Below are 15,956 nucleotides of genomic sequence, written 5' to 3'. Positions count from 1 at the left end.
TTTATTGTTTTTAGGAAAGATTATAGATGGATTCAACAAACGAGAGGTTAAGCCACGATTTAGCCGCGCAGCGCATGACGGGCGCGGACGCGGTTTTACACAGTCTCGCAAAACTGGGCGTAACTGATATTTTCGGCATTCCGGGCGGCGCGTTGCTGCCGTTTTACGACGCTCTGGCCGTTTCTAAACTCGGTTTGCGCCATATTTTGGTGCGGCATGAGCAGGGCGCGGGCCACGCCGCTGAAGGGTATGCGGCAGCCACTGGCAAGCCCGGCGTGTGTGTTGCAACGAGCGGCCCGGGGGCAACAAACCTGGTTACCGCAATTGCCGATGCGTACATGGATTCGGTGTCGCTAATTACGATAACCGGTCAGGTGTTTGCAACGCTTATGGGCACTGACGCGTTCCAGGAAGTGGATATTGTGGGCATTACAATGCCAATTACGAAACACTCAATTCTGGTGAAAAACGCGGCGGATATTCCTGGCGCGCTGGCAGCTGCCTATCACATCGCAACAACCGGCAGGCCCGGTCCGGTGCTGGTTGATATCACCAAAGACGCGCAGCAGGGCGAGCTCGATTTTGTGTGGACGGGTAAAACTGATCTTGTGGGCTATCGCCCCAGTGCGCGCACCAATAATAAGCAGATCACAACCGCTGCGGAGCTGATCGCAGCCGCTAAAAATCCCGTGCTGTACGTTGGCGGCGGAGTGGGGCGTGCAAAAGCTGCGGCGGAATTAAAAGCGCTGGTAGAATTAACCGGCGTGCCGCTTGTAACCACCCTGATGGCGCGCGGTATTTTCCCCGATTCGCACCGACAGAATCTGGGTATGCCCGGTATGCACGGCACGGTTCCGGCGGTTTTGGCGCTGCAGGAGGCGGATCTGCTAATTGCGATAGGCACGCGTTTTGACGATCGCGTAACCGGTAAAGCAGAGTTTTTCGCGCCGCTGGCTAAGGTTATTCACGCCGATATCGACCCGGCCGAGATTTCAAAAATCAGGTATGCGGATGTGCCAATTGTTGGCGACGCTAAAGAGTTTCTTGCGGATCTTTACGAGGCTGTTAAAGCGCATCAAGAAACGCACGGCAAACCAGATATTAGTGCGTGGTGGCGTAGAATTAATGAGCTGCGCGAAACCTATCCGCGCGGATACCAAAAAACCAGCGACGGTCTGTTGTCTCCGCAGCACGTAATTACGCGTATTGGCGAGCTAACAGGCCCCGAGGGTGTTTTTGCGTCCGGAGTTGGGCAGCACCAGATGTGGTGTGCGCAATTTTTGCCGCACGAGCGCCCCAATTCCTTCCTCAATTCAGGCGGTGCTGGCACTATGGGATACGCGGTGCCGGCTGCTATGGGCGCTAAAGTTGCGCAGCCCGCGCGCGCTGTGTGGGCAATTGACGGTGACGGTTGTTTCCAAATGACAAATCAAGAGCTGGCAACCTGCGTATTAAATAATATTCCGATCAAGGTTGCCGTTATCAACAATTCGTCGCTCGGCCTGGTGCGGCAGTGGCAGACCCTGTTTTATGATTCGCGCTACTCGCAAACGGAACTGAACACGGGGCGCGAGCGGATCATGGTGCCAGATTTTGTGAAGCTAGCAGAGGCCTACGGCTGTTTAGGGTTGCGGGTAACTGAAGAATCAGAAATTGACGACGCTATTAAAACAGCTCTTGCAACGAACGATCGTCCGGTTGTGATTGATTTTATTGTGAGCTCTGATGCGATGGTGTGGCCAATGGTGCCGCAGGGCGTATCAAATAGCGAGGTACAGTATGCCAGGGCAATGAGTCCGGAGTGGGATGAGGAATAATGTCACGCAGTGTTTTAAGTTTATTGGTTGAAGATAAACCCGGTATTTTAACCCGGGTTGCGGGCTTGTTTGCAAGGCGCGGTTTTAATATTGAATCGCTCGCTGTTGGCCCGGCAGATATTCCGGGTTTCAGCCGGATTACAGTTGTTGCCGATCAGGACGCGGTGCTTCTTGAGCAGCTCACAAAACAGCTTAATAAACTGATCAACGTGATTAAAATTGTTGAGTTAAAGCCAGAGTCTTCTGTGCAGCGCGAGCACGTGCTCGTAAAAGTGCGAAGCGATAAACAAACGCGCTCGCACATTATTGAAACGGTAAACCTGTTTCGCGCCAGCGTAGTTGATGTGACAGCGGATGCGCTGATCATTGAGATCACCGGCGACAGCGCTAAAGTGCAGGCGCTGTTGCAGCTGCTAGAGCCCTACGGTATTAAAGAGCTGGCGCAGTCCGGACTTATCGCCATGGGGCGAGGTGCAAAGTCTATTACTGAGCGTGCTGTTAAAGAGTTTTAAAGCTATTGTTCTAAACTTAGTCAAATAATAAAAGAGGAGATTTTACACATGGCTGAAATGTATTACGATGATGACGCTGATCTAAGCATTATCCAGGGCAAAAAAGTTGCTGTTATCGGTTACGGCGCGCAGGGTCACGCGCACGCAATGAACCTGCGCGATTCGGGGGTTGCTGTAACCGTTGGTTTGCGCGCTGATTCTAAATCTGCCGCTAAGGCGCGTGAGGCTGGCTTCACGGTAAAAACCGTTGCTGAGGCTGCCGCGTGGGCGGATCTAATTATGATTTTAGCTCCGGATCAGTGCCAGGCAGAGATTTACAACAGCGAGATTAAACCGCATCTTGCAGCGGGTAAAACACTCGCGTTTGCGCACGGTTTTAATATCCGCTTCGGATATATTACAGCGCCGGCCGATATTGATGTGATCCTGATTGCGCCTAAAGCTCCGGGGCACACTGTGCGCCGCGAGTTTGTTGCCGGTCGTGGTATTCCAGATATTATTGCGGTGGCAACCGATGCTTCGGGCAGCGCCTGGCAGACTGCTATTTCATACGCAAAAGCTATTGGCGGCACACGAGCTGGGGTTATTAAAACAACCTTTGCCGAGGAGACAGAAACCGACCTGTTCGGCGAGCAAGCAGTGCTCTGCGGCGGTGTTTCGCAGCTTGTGCAGTACGGTTTTGAAACCCTTACAGAGGCAGGATACCAGCCTGAAATTGCATATTTCGAGGTTTTGCACGAGCTGAAACTAATCGTTGATTTGATGTGGGAGGGCGGTATTGCAAAACAGCGCTGGTCTGTTTCTGATACCGCAGAGTACGGCGACTATGTTTCCGGTCCGCGCGTAATCACACCAGAGGTTAAAGCGAACATGGTCGCTGTTTTGCAGGATATTCAGAACGGTGAATTTGCGAAGCGCTTTATTGCTGATCAGCGCGCTGGTGCGCCTGAGTTTAGTGAGTTGCGTCGCAGCGCTGAAGAGCACCCGATTGAAAAAACGGGTGTGCAGCTGCGCAAACTATTTGCGTGGCAGCTGCAAGACGACGACTACACTGACGGCACTGCGGCGCGCTAAACACTGGGAGGTGGGTCTTGCGCTGCAGCGTGGGCTCGCCACCGCTTATTATTTAAGCACAACACAAACAGAGGCTAAACTGTGACAGAAAACACTACCGAGAAAAGCGGATCCTGGCGCGTTACAGAGCAAACTGTGCCGCAAAAAGACCCTCTTAAAAACACACCCGCGGTCGCGTTAGACACCACGGTCGCATCCGCGCCAGAAGAGGCGGCTGCTGGCACACCCGGGCAAATGAGAAGCTTTGAGGTTATGCTCAGCGGTGTTTTTGGCGGTGTTTTTATGCTTTACAGCTGGGCATGGGTTGTAATAGTTGCAGGATACAGCCAGTTAAATCAGCTCACCTCGCAGACCGCGGGAGTTGTTGGCTCCTTCCTGCAGCTGGTGCTGTACGGTATGGCGGCGGTTGCAACCCCGCTCTGGTTTCTGAGCGCTTTTCTGTGCTGGGGCAGAAATAAGCGGAAGCTGTTTTTTATTGTTTTAGCTGTTGGTCTGGTTGTGTTGGCGCCGCTGCCACTGTTTTTTAAGGGCGGTGTTTAGCCGTGAAAAAAGATTCTAAAAACGTTTTTACGCCGCAAAAAATAATTGTGACGGTGCTTACCGCGCTGCTACTGGTGGGATATTTATATGCCACAACAACCGGAGTTGGTAACCTGGTTGGGATGATCCGCATTGCCGCGAGCCTGGGCACAACTGTTTCTGCTGCCGGCTGGGTGCTGTTGCTGCTAGCGGTTGCGCTGCCGCTTATTATTGCCGCGGGCGTAACACTGTATGCGCGGGCGGTTAAGCCGCGCTGGTTTGTTTACCCGGTGCTGTTGTGCTGCGGGCTGGCGGGTTTTTCGTGTTTGCAAATAGAACTTTTATACTTAGTACCACAGGGACTCTATTTAAGCCCGGTTACAGCTTCATAGAGAAAGAGACAGAGTGCATAAAATACTTCTTGCAGAAAAACTTTCGCCGGCAACCGTTGCCGCGTTTGGTGAGGGTTTTAATATCGTTAATATTGACGGCACCGATCGTGACGCGCTGCGCGGTGCAATAGCGGATACTGACGCGGTAATAGTCAGGTCGGCAACCCAGATTGACGCGGAGGCTCTGAGCTGGGCATCAAAACTAAAGGTTATTGCGCGCGCCGGAGTGGGGCTTGATAACGTTGATGTTGCTGCCGCCACACAGGCGGGTGTGATGGTTGTTAACGCACCAACCTCAAACGTGATTAGCGCCGCTGAGCTCACAGTTGCGCACATTCTCTCGCTGGCTCGCAAGCTGCCGCAGGCGCACGCGTCTTTGGCAGCTGGCAAATGGCAGCGCGCAGCTTTTACGGGGATCGAACTCTACGAAAAAACCGTTGGAATTATTGGTTTGGGGCGGATTGGCGGGCTGGTTGCTGAGCGTCTAAAAGGGTTTGGCGTTGAGCTGATTGCCTATGACCCTTATGTTTCAGCGGCGCGCGCGCAGCAACTGGGCGCGCAACTGGTGTCGTTGGATGAGCTGGTGCGGCGCGCAGACTTTGTGACGATTCATATGCCGCGCACGTCAGAAACCGTTGGCATGATTGGCGTTAAGCAGCTTGCTGCAATGCAGAGCAGCGCCTACGTTGTGAACGTGGCTCGCGGTGGTTTAATTGACGAAGCCGCGCTGTTTGAGGCGCTTGAAGCGGGGCAGATTGCTGGGGCGGCGCTCGATGTTTTCACAGCGGAGCCGCCCGTTGATAATAAACTGGTGGGGCATCCGCTGGTGCATTTGACCCCGCACCTGGGCGCGTCCACGGCAGAGGCGCAGGAGAAAGCCGGGGTGTCTGTTGCGCGTAGTGTGCGGCGCGCACTCGCGGGCGAGCTGGTGCCCGATGCGGTGAACGTTGCAGGCGGGGTGATTGACCCGTATGTGCGCCCGGGACTGCCGCTTACTGAGAAGCTCGGGCAGGTTTTTGCCGCGATTGCGGATGCGCCTGTGGTGTCGCTCGAGGTTGAAGTGCGAGGAGAGCTTGCCACTTACGAGGTTGAGGTTTTACGCCTTGCCGCGCTAAAAGGTGTGCTTGCGGGAATAGTGAGCGAGCCTGTTTCGTATGTGAACGCGCCACTGCTTGCACAGCAGCGGGGAATTGAGGTGCGCTTTGAAAAAACCAGCGAGTCTGACAGCTACAGAAACGCAATAATTTTGCGTGGCGCAACGAGCGATGCTGAACAAATCGAAGTTGCTGGCACGCTCACCGGCGCAAAGCAGATTGAAAAGCTAATCGGCATTAACGGCTATGAGCTGGAGCTGCCGTTATCGGCGCACCTGCTTGTTATGTGGTATCAGGATCGTCCCGGAGTTGTTGCCAGCTACGGCACAATTCTCGGCGAAGCCGGGGTTAATATTATCGGGATGCAGATTTCTAGAAATGCAAAACGCAATCATGCGCTGTCGGTTTTGGCGCTGGATAGTGCGGTTGCGCCTGGGCAGGTTGCGCAGGTGCGCGAGGTGATTGCGGCGGATCTTGTAAAAGCGGTAAACGTTACAGAAGATTAAATCTCTGCCCTTTAACCGGTTATTTTATGGTTATAGGTGGTAGGCTTGGGGCGATGGTGGAAATAGTTTCTATCATCGCCCTACCGGCTTTATAGGCCGTTAATACACAAAAACTTAAGAGCGCATTTGCTGGTCTTCGGTTGTGGATTACTTAAAAAACTTTGTTTTAGGTGGTTTTCAACTGACGATCAGGAGCGGGAGTTGTCCGGTGCGCTCGTGAACGATAAGGAGAATCCGTGGAGGGTCCTGAAATTAAATTCGCTGAAGCCGTAATAGACAACGGCAAATTCGGCACTCGTACTGTTCGTTTTGAGACGGGCAGGCTTGCGCAGCAGGCGCAGGGAGCTGTTGCTGCATACCTAGACGAGGAAACAATGTTGTTGAGCGCTACTAGCGTTTCAAAGCAGCCTCGTGAAAACTTTGACTTTTTTCCGCTTACAGTAGATGTTGAAGAGCGCGCATACGCTGCGGGTAAAATCCCCGGTTCTTTTTTCCGCAGGGAAGGTCGCCCGAGCACAGAAGCCATTCTTGTTTGCCGTTTGATTGACCGTCCGCTACGTCCGTCGTTTATTGACGGGCTTCGCAACGAGGTGCAGATTGTTGTAACTGTGCTGTCTATTGCTCCGGGCGAGTTTTATGACGCGCTAGCAATTAACGCCGCCAGCGCTGCAACCCAGATTTCAGGTCTGCCTTTCTCCGGGCCAATCGGCGGTGTGCGTATGGCGTTTATAGAAGATCAGTGGGTTGCTTTCCCATCCGCAAAACAGCTTGAGAAAGCCGTTTTTGATCTGGTTGTTGCAGGAAGGCAGGTTACTGCGGCTGACGGCTCAAAAGACATCGCGATTATGATGGTTGAGGCGGAGTCGACCGAGATCAGCTGGGAGCTGATTCAGGACGGCGCGCGTAAACCCGATGAGAGCGTTGTTGCAGAGGGTCTTGAAGCATCTAAGAAGTTTATTAGTGTGCTGGTGGATGCGCAGCAGGAGCTTGCGGCGCAGGCGGCCAAAGAGCTTGCTGAGTATCCGGTTTTCCCGCCGTACGAAACCGAGCTGTACAACGCTGTTGCCGAGCTTGCAGCGGCAGAGCTTGTAGATATTTACAAAATCGCAGACAAGCAGGAGCGCCAGCAGGCTGATGACGAGCTAAAAGAGCGCGTTGTTGCTGAAATTACTGCGCGTGTTGAGTGTGAAGAACTCCCCGAAACTGCGCTATCGCAGGTTGCTGCGGCGTACAAGTCGGTGACAAAGCAGATTGTGCGCGCGCGCATTTTGAAAGAGGGCGCGCGGATCGACGGGCGCGGGCTGCGCGACATCAGGGCTCTTGACGCTGAGGTGCAGGTAATTCCGAGAGTGCACGGATCGGCTCTGTTCCAGCGCGGTGAAACTCAGATTCTGGGCGTTACAACCCTGAATATGCTAAAGATGGAGCAGCAGATAGATTCGCTGTCTCCTGCAACCGCAAAGCGCTATATGCACCACTACAATTTCCCACCTTATTCAACGGGTGAGACAGGTCGCGTGGGCAGCCCTAAGCGCCGGGAAATCGGTCACGGTTTCTTGGCAGAGCGGGCGCTAGTGCCTGTTTTGCCTAGCCGTGAGGAGTTCCCTTACGCGATCCGCCAGGTTTCTGAGGCATTGGGATCAAACGGCTCAACCTCGATGGGCTCGGTGTGCGCTTCAACCCTTGCGCTGCTAAATGCTGGTGTGCCGCTCCGCGCACCGGTTGCGGGTATCGCAATGGGGCTTGTGAGCGACGAGGTTGACGGCGTTACCAGGTATGCAACCCTGACAGATATTCTGGGCGCTGAAGATGCGCTCGGCGATATGGACTTCAAAGTTGCTGGAACAAGTGATTTTGTGACCGCGATCCAGCTTGACACTAAACTTGACGGTATCCCATCGGATGTGCTTGTGGGTGCTCTGTCGCAGGCTAAAGAGGCGCGCGACACGATTCTTGAGCTGATTAACGAGGCTATTAGCGAACCTGACGAAATGGCGCCAACTGCGCCGCGTATTGTGACCGTGAAAATCCCGGTTGATAAGATCGGCGAGCTGATCGGTCCTAAGGGTAAAACCATTAACGGCATCCAAGACGAGACGGGCGCTGAAATCTCAATTGATGATGACGGCACAGTCTATATTGGAGCGGATCAGGCAAGCGCTGCTGACGCGGCTGTTGCGCAGGTAAACGCAATCGCGAACCCGCAGAACCCCGAGGTTGGCGAGCAGTATCTTGGCACAGTTGTAAACCTGCGTGAGGGGCTCGGCGCGTTTATTTCGCTGCTGCCAGGGCGTGACGGGCTTTTGCACATTTCTGAGGTGCGCAAGCTGAACGAGGGCAAGCGCGTTAATGACCTTGAAGAGGTGCTTAACGTGGGTCAGAAAGTGCTTGTTGAGGTGAGCCGGATTGATGATCGCGGTAAGCTGTCACTCGCGCTGGTAATGCCAGCCTCTGATGATAACGACGAGAGCGCTGAATAAGCCTTAGTAACCAGGTTAAACAAATACGGAGTCTTGCTACGCGGGACTCCGTATTTGTTTATGTTCCTGTTGGGTGGAGTTCTGAAGTAGAGTTGCGATTGTGTTAATTATGAACTTTATGCTACCTGTGGTATAAATAGATTATCTAGACTCGTCGATATCCTATCAAGTAAGGGACTGCTGGTTACATGATTATTTCACGCAATTTTAGGCGGTTAGATACTGCTTTGCTCAATAACGATAAGTTGCTTTATAGATTTTGCCCGTTGATGGGGAGAATAAAATGAAGATTTCTTTACTCACAGTATTTGATTTTATTCTGTCGCTGCTTTTTTTCAAACTTCTGTTTGGGGTGTTTCAAGGATTACCGTTTTTAAGCGGTGAGACGTGGGTAAACCTGGAAAGTTGGATATTCGCTGTTCTCTTTGCGATTGTTGCTACGTTTGCTATGCCGTTAGGTCAACGATTATGGGACTCTGCGCAAGAAAAAAAAGGTTAGTGTTTAGTTTGTAACGGAGCACTAGTTTATTTTGAGTTGACCCCTTTTGTCTTTAGTATGGTCATAAACAAAGCGGATTATTGCTGGGCGAGACTCCGCTTTGTTTATACAGACATTTAACATGATCTGTTTGGAAAGATACGATTAGAAAACATTGCGCTTGAAACGATTTTGACTTTATGTGATTTTTATGCTACAAATTAATTATCGATAGACTTATTAATATCCTATCAAAGAAAGGACTACTAGGGGCATGATTATTTTACGTAACTCGCGTATGGTGAAGTGCCTCGTCGGCGTACCACTGACTGCTTCGCTTGTTTTCGCCACATCTGGAGTGGCTGTAGCTGGTACTTTTGAGAGTAATAGCTATCAGCACGCTTCTTCTCAAACACAAGAAAGTATAGATATAGATCAGCTTGCTTCTGATCTGGAATTTATATTCACACATTATCTGCCTGTAAACGATCAAGGTCGAGTGTATGTTAATGAAGCATATATAAAGGCTGCAGGTTATGAAAGTAAGCTTAGCGATTTTTATGCATTAGCATACGCTGTTAATTCTCTTGATGGAAAAAAACAAAATTCATACGCTACAGCATCTGTCATGGGAGTGCCTGAGTTCGTAGAGTGTATAGGAGACCGCCTGCTTGGGTTTAGTGTTCGCAAGTTTCCTGGAATTCTCCGCGCGATAAGAGAGGGTGTGAGGGCACGGAACTGGGGTTTAACTGCAAGAACTGTTGCTAGAATCTTTGATCCTTTTTTGGTTCGAGCGCTTGGAGGACCAGCTAGGATAGCGATATCGCTTGGTGCGGCAGCACTTGCTTGTCATAGAAAACTTTAAGTTAATGCTAGGAGGTTTAATATGAAACTTTTTACGAATATATGGTTTCAATTTCTTTTGACACTGGTTGTTTTCAAGGTTTTAATATCACTGTATTATAGATTATCGTTTTTAAGCGGCGATACATGGTTGGATATTAACAGCTGGCTATATGCCGCTGGCGGTGCTGCTCTTTGCGTGTTTGGTCTGTGGCGATTAGATCAGGATGCGAAAGAGCGAAAAGTGTAGCGGTTAAGCTGTCGGGAGGGTGTTGGTCGATTTTGGCTAGCACCCTCCTATTTTCAGTTTAGCTAGTTACTCTAGAGGGCATGACAGAGCCAATTTTATTGCCGCATTTACAACCGGAGTTCAGTATTAATCTAAACGGGGTGCAGATCCGCCGCACTCTGTTACCAAACGGGCTGCGCATTCTCACAGAGAACATTTCCGGTATGCGCAGCGTTGCGCTGGGATACTGGGTGGGGGTTGGCTCGGCAGACGAGCAGGCAGACAAGCCGACAGAGCCCGTCAGCCTGGGGTCAACACATTTTTTGGAGCACCTGCTGTTTAAAGGAACCGTGAGCCGCAGCGCCTATCAGATAGCAGAAGAGTTTGACATGATGGGCGCGCAGCACAATGCGATGACGGCAAAAGAGTTTACCTGCTACCACGCAAAAGTGCGCGACACCGATCTTGCGCACACTGTAGCACTGCTGAGCGATATGGTGTGCGCAAGCGTGCTTGATGAGCGCGAATTTGAGCTTGAGCGCGGCGTTATTCTTGAAGAACTCGCAATGGCAGCGGATGATCACGAAGATTTAGCGCACGAAACATTTTTTGAAACCGTGCTGCCAGATTCTGCGCTTGGCCGCCCGATAGGGGGAACTCCCGAAATTATCCGCGCCGCAAACAGGCAGAGCGTTTGGCAGCACTATCAGCAGCACTACACCCCGGCGCAGCTTGTTGTCACGGCCGCGGGAGCTGTTGATCACGAGGAGTTTGTAAAACAGGTTAGCTCATCGGTGGCAGCCGCCGGTGAGAGTTGGGATAGCGCGCTCGTGGCGGATCCCGCACCGCGCCGCGCAAGCGTTGCCACGCCCGAGTATGCGCCGCACGAAGCAAACTTTATACAGCGCAGCAGCGAGCAGGTGCACCTGCTGCTGGGCGGCCCCGGGCTAAAGCGTGGTGACTCGCGGCGCTTCGCGTTTTCGGTGTTAAACTCGATTTTTGGAGACGGCATGTCAAGCAGGCTGTTTCAAGAAATCCGTGAAAAACACGGGCTAGCATACACCGCGTACTCTTTTGGCTCAAGCTATGCGGCGGGCGGAGTGTTCGGAATGTACGCCGCGTGCGCGCCCGAAAAAGCAGCACGGGTGATCCAAATTGCTAAAACCGAGCTAGAAAAAATCGCTTCTGAGCCCGTGAGCGATGCTGAACTCGCGCGTGCTGTGGGGCAGCTTGGCGGATCCGCCGCGCTTGCGCTTGAGAGCTCAGAAACAAGAATGGCCAGACTCGCGCGGGCAGAATTGGGTTCGGGAGAGTTCTGGGATCTTGACACGGCACAGGAGCGGATCGCAGCGGTTAGCAAAGCCGACATCACAGAACTTGCGGGATACCTGCTGGGCGGCTTAAGCACAACGGTTGCCGTGGGCGATATTGCGCGCGCCGGATTGGTTAAATAGTGTCGCGCAATGCTGAAGGGGAGTTTGCAACCCCGGGGGCAACCGATCCGCAGGTTACAAAACTGCCGGCAACCAGCTCTGAGAGTGCAAATTCGGGCATAGCTGACGCGAGGGCTAAAAACAGCGGGCTGGCTGCACAACCGCGCCAACACCGCCTTAAATTTGCCGCTGTGCCAATAATGGCGGTGCTTTTGCTCGTTTATATAGGCGGTGTGCTGTACCGTACGGTTGTGCTGTCCAGCTCGGGCAGTATTGTCGGGGTGCTGATGTCCGCGGGTCTTGCCGTGCTGAGCCTGATCGCGCTGTGGGGGCTGTATCAGGAGCTGAAATTCGGCTACCGGGCAAGCAAACTGTCAGCAGAGCTGGACGCGCAGGGCGGGGTTGTGGATCTGCAGATTCGCGTCGATAACAGCGGGCGCGTCAATCGCGCGGACGCGCTGGCGGCGCTGCCAGAGTTGCGCGAAATAGCGCAGCAGCAGCCCGATAACTGGCAGGCGCAGCAGCGCTACGGCATTGTGTTGCGCGCCGCGGGCGAGTATGCCGCGGCACGCAGTGCGATCCGCCGCGCCATTGAGATTAAGTCAGATATAATTGGTAGTTAATCGGGTGTCTGTAGTAAACGGGGTTGTGTTTGAGTTGACATTAAAACCACCGGGAGCTATTGAGGGGAGCGCGGTATGCCTAAAAAAGAGAAGACGACAGATCTTTTAGTGTGGGATATGCTGAAGAGCGTTGGTTTGAGCGACTTTTCGGCACAGGGAAGTAGCATAATAAAGCTATAACTATTGATATGTTCGGAAATGCATTTTTTCAAAAAGGCGAGTTTAAGTGCGACGATAATATAACTGTTTTACAAAATGGCGTATTTAGTGATGAAATTTATTTGTTCCTTACTTCAAGATTGAATGTGCTAAGTTGTAAATATTCATACGGGAAACAACTCAGAGTAAATAGGCTGGCAAGAGATAAGATTATGCTTCCCGCATACAAAGACGGTCACCCCAACTGGCATTTCATGCAAGAATACATTAGAGAAAGAAAAAATAAACAACGACAGGAGTTGAAGGGATACTATGAAAAGAGACTGCTCGATTTGTTTCTTTGTCCTGAAATGCTCACAGACGTTGAATGGGGAGAATTTTTTATTGGTGGAGTTGACGGTGTTTTTGAAGTTCGTGGCACAATTACCACACATCCGTCTAAGCTGAATAAAAATGGACTGATACCGAGAATAACTTGCGCAGCTACAAATAACGGATTAGAGGGATTTTATGATAATTTACCTACAGAAAAAGGTGGGGTTCTAACGGTTGATAGTGCAACAATAGGTTATGTTTCATATCAAGGAAGTGATTTCATCGCAACAGATCATGTTGAAAAAATACGTGGAAAAGATAATCGCCGTATAAATAAGGAAGTGGGATTATTCTTGAAAACATCAATTGAGAATAGATCTGATTCAAAATATGGATACGGGTATAAATTCAGCCAAACAAGAATTAAGCGTCAAAAAATAATGCTTCCTATAGACAAAAACGGTGACTCTAACTGGTCTTACATGGAAAACTTCGTCAAAAATATTGAGCAAAAACAGGTTGATAATGTTCTGAAATATTTTGAGGAACGTATGTAGCACTTATTCTATAAGAATTAGGCCGTTGGTGGTAGCTGTAATATATCTCTGCAATCGTGCTGGAGAGTTAACGCTGGCGGCGAAGTGTTACGCAGTGTTACAGAAAATTATGACTCTTGAATAAACCTCGTTCATAATTGTTACAAGCCCCTGATTTAGGGGGAAAACGGTTTAACAGGAGTTAAAAATGGGATTCAAAAAAGTAATCGGCCTAACAGCTGCGGCTGCTGTGTGCGCACTGGTTTTGAGCGGATGCTCGGGCACAAACGATGCGAAATCTGAAGGCGCTGGCAGTAATGAGAGCGCAACAAAAACGGTGAAAATAGGCACCGTCGGTGCGAGCGATCCGCACTGGCAAAAGTTCATTGATGCCGCTAAAAAAGAGGGCATCGAAGTTAAGCTGGTTGATTTCAGCGACTACAATCAGCCAAACCCGGCTTTGAGCGCGGGCGAAATTGACCTGAACCAGTTCCAGCACAATGCTTACCTGGCAGCCTACAACGAGTCTGCTAACGACACGCTGGTGCCGATTGGTTCAACAGCGATTTTCCCGCTTTCGCTGTATTCTACAAAGTATAAGAGCGTCGCTGAGATTCCAGCCGGCGGTGAAATCGCAATCCCTAACGACGAGTCAAACAGGGCGCGTGCGCTACTTGTGCTGCAGCAGGCGAAACTTTTGAAGCTTAAAAACGGCGGCAGTATTTTCTCCAACCTTGACGATATTCTTAAAGAAGAGTCTAAGGTAAAGGTGCGCGAGATTGACGCAACCCTAACAGCGAGCTCGTTAAACGATCTTGCCGGCGCTGTTATCAACAATGACTTTGTTGCTAAAGCAGGTCTTAAATTTGATGACGCACTGTTTGGCGATGATCCGAGCGACCCGAGCGCGTTGCCGTACGTGAATCACTTCACCGCGCGGGCTCAAGACGCCGACAACCCAACCTACAAAAAACTCGTTGAGATCTATCAAAACAGTAAAGAGGTGCAGGAGGAACTTTTGAAAGCCTCCGACGGTAGCGCTGTGACCTTGAAGGTGCCTGCTAGCGAGCTGCGCGAGTCTTTGAAAAAAGTACAGCAGGATATTCGCAATAAAAAATCCTAACTAAAAATTGCGGGCGGGAGCTGTCTTACTGCCGCCCGCCCTGTTTTTTGAGCGAGTTTAGAGCAGAGAGTAAATAAATGTCACGAGTTGTGATATCCGATGTTTCAAAAACATACGGGGAAAATAAAAATCGGGCGGGCGAGAAAACCCCCGCTGTTGACAACGTGAGCATTGATATTGCGGCGGGTGAGATTCACGCGATTATCGGCTATTCAGGAGCTGGCAAATCAACGCTGCTGCGTCTTATTAATGGGCTGGAACGCGCCGACAGCGGCTTCATCACGGTCGGTGACAGCGCAAATATCGTCACCATGAAAGAGTCCGAGCTGCGGCAGGAGCGCCACAATATCGGCATGATATTTCAACAGTTCAACCTGTTTCATTCAAAAACGGTCGGCAAAAATGTTGAGTATCCGCTCACAACCGATAGCAGAAACAGGCTAAACGTGAAAGCTCGCCGCTTAAAAGCGCTTGAAATGCTCGAGTTCGTGGGTCTCGCCGATAAAATTGACACTTATACCGAGCAGCTTTCGGGCGGGCAGAAACAGCGCGTCGGCATTGCGCGCGCACTGGCCACAAATCCCGAGGTTTTACTGGCGGATGAGGCTACCAGCGCGCTGGATCCGGAAACCAGCCAGGATGTGCTGCGTCTGCTGGCGAGGGTTAATCGCGAGTTTGGGGTGACGATTATTCTGGTGACGCACGAAATGGAAGTTGTGCGTGAAATCGCGCACCGGGTTACGGTTATGGAGCAGGGCAGAATTATTGAGCAGGGTAACGTTTTTGACGTTTTTGCAAACGCGAAAAGTTACACAACAAAACGTTTTGTTGCAACGGCGATGCCAACAACCCCCGATCAAAAACACATAGAGCTGTTAAAAGAAAAACACCGTGGCAAACTCGTCACCGTCACAATGCGCGACGGTGACGTTGATCAACCCCTTGTGTTTAACGTGCTAGCAGAGCTCGGGGTGGGTGTGAGTATTGTACACGGCGGAATTACGAGCGTTGGCGAGCGTAGTTTTGGCAAATTAATGCTCGAGCTAATAGGTGAAACAGACTCTGTTAAGAGCGCAATTGCAGCTCTTCACAAGGTCACAGAGTTGGAGGTGCTGGCGTAATGATTCTTATAACATCAGAAAAATTAGACACGCTGCTTGAGCTTGTAAACTCAGGAAAGTTTATTGAAGCGGTTTTGCAAACACTGCACTACGTGAGTGTTGCGATGATTCTGGGCGGCATTTTTGGTTTGCTAATAGGCGTTGTGCTGACTGTTACCAGGCGGGGAGCGGTGCTCGAAAACCGCACGGTGTACGCGCTTATGAACTTTATTGTGAACTTTTTTAGACCGATCCCGTTTATTATTTTGATCGCTCTGTTGCAGCCTCTTGCGCGCGTTATCGTGGGTGTGGGAATAGGCGATAAGGCGCTTATTTTCTCGCTCGTGTTCGCGTGCGCCTTTGGCATCGGCAGGCTTGTTGAGCAGAACCTGCTCACGGTTCCTAGCGGCACGATTGAGGCCGCCAGAGCGCTGGGCGCAAGCCCGCTGCGAATTATTTTCACGGTGCTAATTCCCGAGGCGCTGGGCTCGCTCGTGCTCGGCTACACCTTTGCCATTATCGCGGTGATCGATATGACCGCGATGGCCGGGCTAATCGGCAGCGGCGGTCTTGGCAACTTCGCCCTGCAGCACGGCTACCGCCAGTTTAACCCGTGGGTTACCTGGGCGGCAGTGCTCGCGGTAATTCTGATCGTGCAAATTGTGCAACAGCTCGGTAATGCGCTGGCACGTAAACTGTTGAGGCGGTAAAATTGTAAGAATA

General features: G+C 51.2%; 16 protein-coding genes. All 16 read left to right on the top strand.

What is annotated here, in order from left to right; all coding sequences use genetic code 11:
• The first annotated feature begins 26 nt into the window (after window positions 1-26).
• Window positions 27-1,817 (top strand): acetolactate synthase large subunit, encoded by a 1,791-nt coding sequence (locus tag KJY78_RS01965; RefSeq protein ID WP_214336838.1) that lies wholly within the window; start codon window positions 27-29, stop codon window positions 1,815-1,817.
• Window positions 1,817-2,329 (top strand): acetolactate synthase small subunit, encoded by a 513-nt coding sequence (ilvN, locus tag KJY78_RS01960; protein WP_214336836.1) that lies wholly within the window; start codon window positions 1,817-1,819, stop codon window positions 2,327-2,329. The genes KJY78_RS01965 and ilvN overlap by 1 nt, the downstream gene beginning before the upstream one ends.
• Window positions 2,330-2,377: 48 nt before the next feature.
• Window positions 2,378-3,403 carry a ketol-acid reductoisomerase gene (gene ilvC, locus KJY78_RS01955; RefSeq protein WP_214336834.1) on the top strand — a complete coding sequence of 342 codons (1,026 nt, stop codon included), beginning with the start codon at window positions 2,378-2,380 and terminating at the stop codon, window positions 3,401-3,403.
• Between the two features lie 81 nt (window positions 3,404-3,484).
• Window positions 3,485-3,943, top strand: coding sequence for a hypothetical protein (locus tag KJY78_RS01950; protein WP_214336832.1), 459 nt, complete (start codon window positions 3,485-3,487; stop codon window positions 3,941-3,943).
• A 2-nt stretch (window positions 3,944-3,945) separates the two neighbouring features.
• The gene (locus tag KJY78_RS01945) at window positions 3,946-4,314 is read left to right on the top strand and encodes a hypothetical protein (RefSeq protein WP_214336830.1); all 369 of its coding nucleotides are present in this window, start codon (window positions 3,946-3,948) and stop codon (window positions 4,312-4,314) included.
• Between the two features lie 13 nt (window positions 4,315-4,327).
• Entirely contained in the window at window positions 4,328-5,914 is a 1,587-nt protein-coding gene (gene serA / locus KJY78_RS01940; protein WP_214336829.1) for a phosphoglycerate dehydrogenase, read from the top strand.
• Between the two features lie 236 nt (window positions 5,915-6,150).
• Complete coding sequence (locus KJY78_RS01935; protein ID WP_214336827.1) at window positions 6,151-8,394, top strand: polyribonucleotide nucleotidyltransferase; 2,244 nt, start codon at window positions 6,151-6,153, stop codon at window positions 8,392-8,394.
• Between the two features lie 283 nt (window positions 8,395-8,677).
• Window positions 8,678-8,893 (top strand): hypothetical protein, encoded by a 216-nt coding sequence (locus KJY78_RS01930; RefSeq protein ID WP_214336825.1) that lies wholly within the window; start codon window positions 8,678-8,680, stop codon window positions 8,891-8,893.
• 253 nt (window positions 8,894-9,146) lie between these two features.
• A complete protein-coding gene (locus KJY78_RS01925) occupies window positions 9,147-9,737 on the top strand; it encodes a hypothetical protein (protein ID WP_214336823.1) in 591 nt (196 codons plus the stop codon).
• A 21-nt stretch (window positions 9,738-9,758) separates the two neighbouring features.
• On the top strand, window positions 9,759-9,965 hold the full coding sequence (locus KJY78_RS01920; RefSeq protein ID WP_214336821.1) for a hypothetical protein: 207 nt from the start codon (window positions 9,759-9,761) through the stop codon (window positions 9,963-9,965).
• A gap of 80 nt (window positions 9,966-10,045) precedes the next feature.
• Window positions 10,046-11,398: a M16 family metallopeptidase gene (locus KJY78_RS01915; protein WP_214336820.1), complete on the top strand. Its 1,353-nt coding sequence runs from the start codon at window positions 10,046-10,048 to the stop codon at window positions 11,396-11,398.
• Complete coding sequence (locus KJY78_RS01910; RefSeq protein WP_214336819.1) at window positions 11,398-12,000, top strand: hypothetical protein; 603 nt, start codon at window positions 11,398-11,400, stop codon at window positions 11,998-12,000. The genes KJY78_RS01915 and KJY78_RS01910 overlap by 1 nt, the downstream gene beginning before the upstream one ends.
• Window positions 12,001-12,176: 176 nt before the next feature.
• Entirely contained in the window at window positions 12,177-13,031 is an 855-nt protein-coding gene (locus KJY78_RS06775; RefSeq protein WP_348771165.1) for a restriction endonuclease subunit S, read from the top strand.
• Between the two features lie 187 nt (window positions 13,032-13,218).
• The gene (locus KJY78_RS01900; RefSeq protein WP_214336817.1) at window positions 13,219-14,133 is read left to right on the top strand and encodes a MetQ/NlpA family ABC transporter substrate-binding protein; all 915 of its coding nucleotides are present in this window, start codon (window positions 13,219-13,221) and stop codon (window positions 14,131-14,133) included.
• A 77-nt stretch (window positions 14,134-14,210) separates the two neighbouring features.
• A complete protein-coding gene (locus tag KJY78_RS01895) occupies window positions 14,211-15,254 on the top strand; it encodes a methionine ABC transporter ATP-binding protein (RefSeq protein WP_214336816.1) in 1,044 nt (347 codons plus the stop codon).
• Window positions 15,254-15,943: a methionine ABC transporter permease gene (locus tag KJY78_RS01890; RefSeq protein ID WP_214336815.1), complete on the top strand. Its 690-nt coding sequence runs from the start codon at window positions 15,254-15,256 to the stop codon at window positions 15,941-15,943. Before KJY78_RS01895 ends, KJY78_RS01890 begins: the two co-directional genes overlap by 1 nt.
• The last annotated feature ends 13 nt before the right edge of the window (window positions 15,944-15,956 follow it).

The sequence above is a fragment of the Canibacter zhuwentaonis genome, from assembly GCF_018531145.1.
In the GTDB taxonomy this organism is placed as follows: domain Bacteria; phylum Actinomycetota; class Actinomycetes; order Actinomycetales; family Microbacteriaceae; genus Canibacter; species Canibacter zhuwentaonis.
Note: the sequence above shows the minus strand (reverse complement) of the source record. Positions and strands in the feature narration are given on the sequence as shown.

Excerpts from the sequence above, each read along its gene's own strand:
- KJY78_RS01965 (WP_214336838.1), top strand. The coding sequence starts at position 27 with ATGGATTCAACAAACGAGAGGTTAAGCCACGATTTAGCCGCGCAGCGC.
- ilvN (WP_214336836.1), top strand. The coding sequence starts at position 1,817 with ATGTCACGCAGTGTTTTAAGTTTATTGGTTGAAGATAAACCCGGTATT.
- ilvC (WP_214336834.1), top strand. The coding sequence starts at position 2,378 with ATGGCTGAAATGTATTACGATGATGACGCTGATCTAAGCATTATCCAG.
- KJY78_RS01930 (WP_214336825.1), top strand. The coding sequence starts at position 8,678 with ATGAAGATTTCTTTACTCACAGTATTTGATTTTATTCTGTCGCTGCTT.
- KJY78_RS01925 (WP_214336823.1), top strand. The coding sequence starts at position 9,147 with ATGATTATTTTACGTAACTCGCGTATGGTGAAGTGCCTCGTCGGCGTA.
- KJY78_RS01920 (WP_214336821.1), top strand. The coding sequence starts at position 9,759 with ATGAAACTTTTTACGAATATATGGTTTCAATTTCTTTTGACACTGGTT.
- KJY78_RS01915 (WP_214336820.1), top strand. The coding sequence starts at position 10,046 with ATGACAGAGCCAATTTTATTGCCGCATTTACAACCGGAGTTCAGTATT.
- KJY78_RS01900 (WP_214336817.1), top strand. The coding sequence starts at position 13,219 with ATGGGATTCAAAAAAGTAATCGGCCTAACAGCTGCGGCTGCTGTGTGC.
- KJY78_RS01895 (WP_214336816.1), top strand. The coding sequence starts at position 14,211 with ATGTCACGAGTTGTGATATCCGATGTTTCAAAAACATACGGGGAAAAT.
- KJY78_RS01890 (WP_214336815.1), top strand. The coding sequence starts at position 15,254 with ATGATTCTTATAACATCAGAAAAATTAGACACGCTGCTTGAGCTTGTA.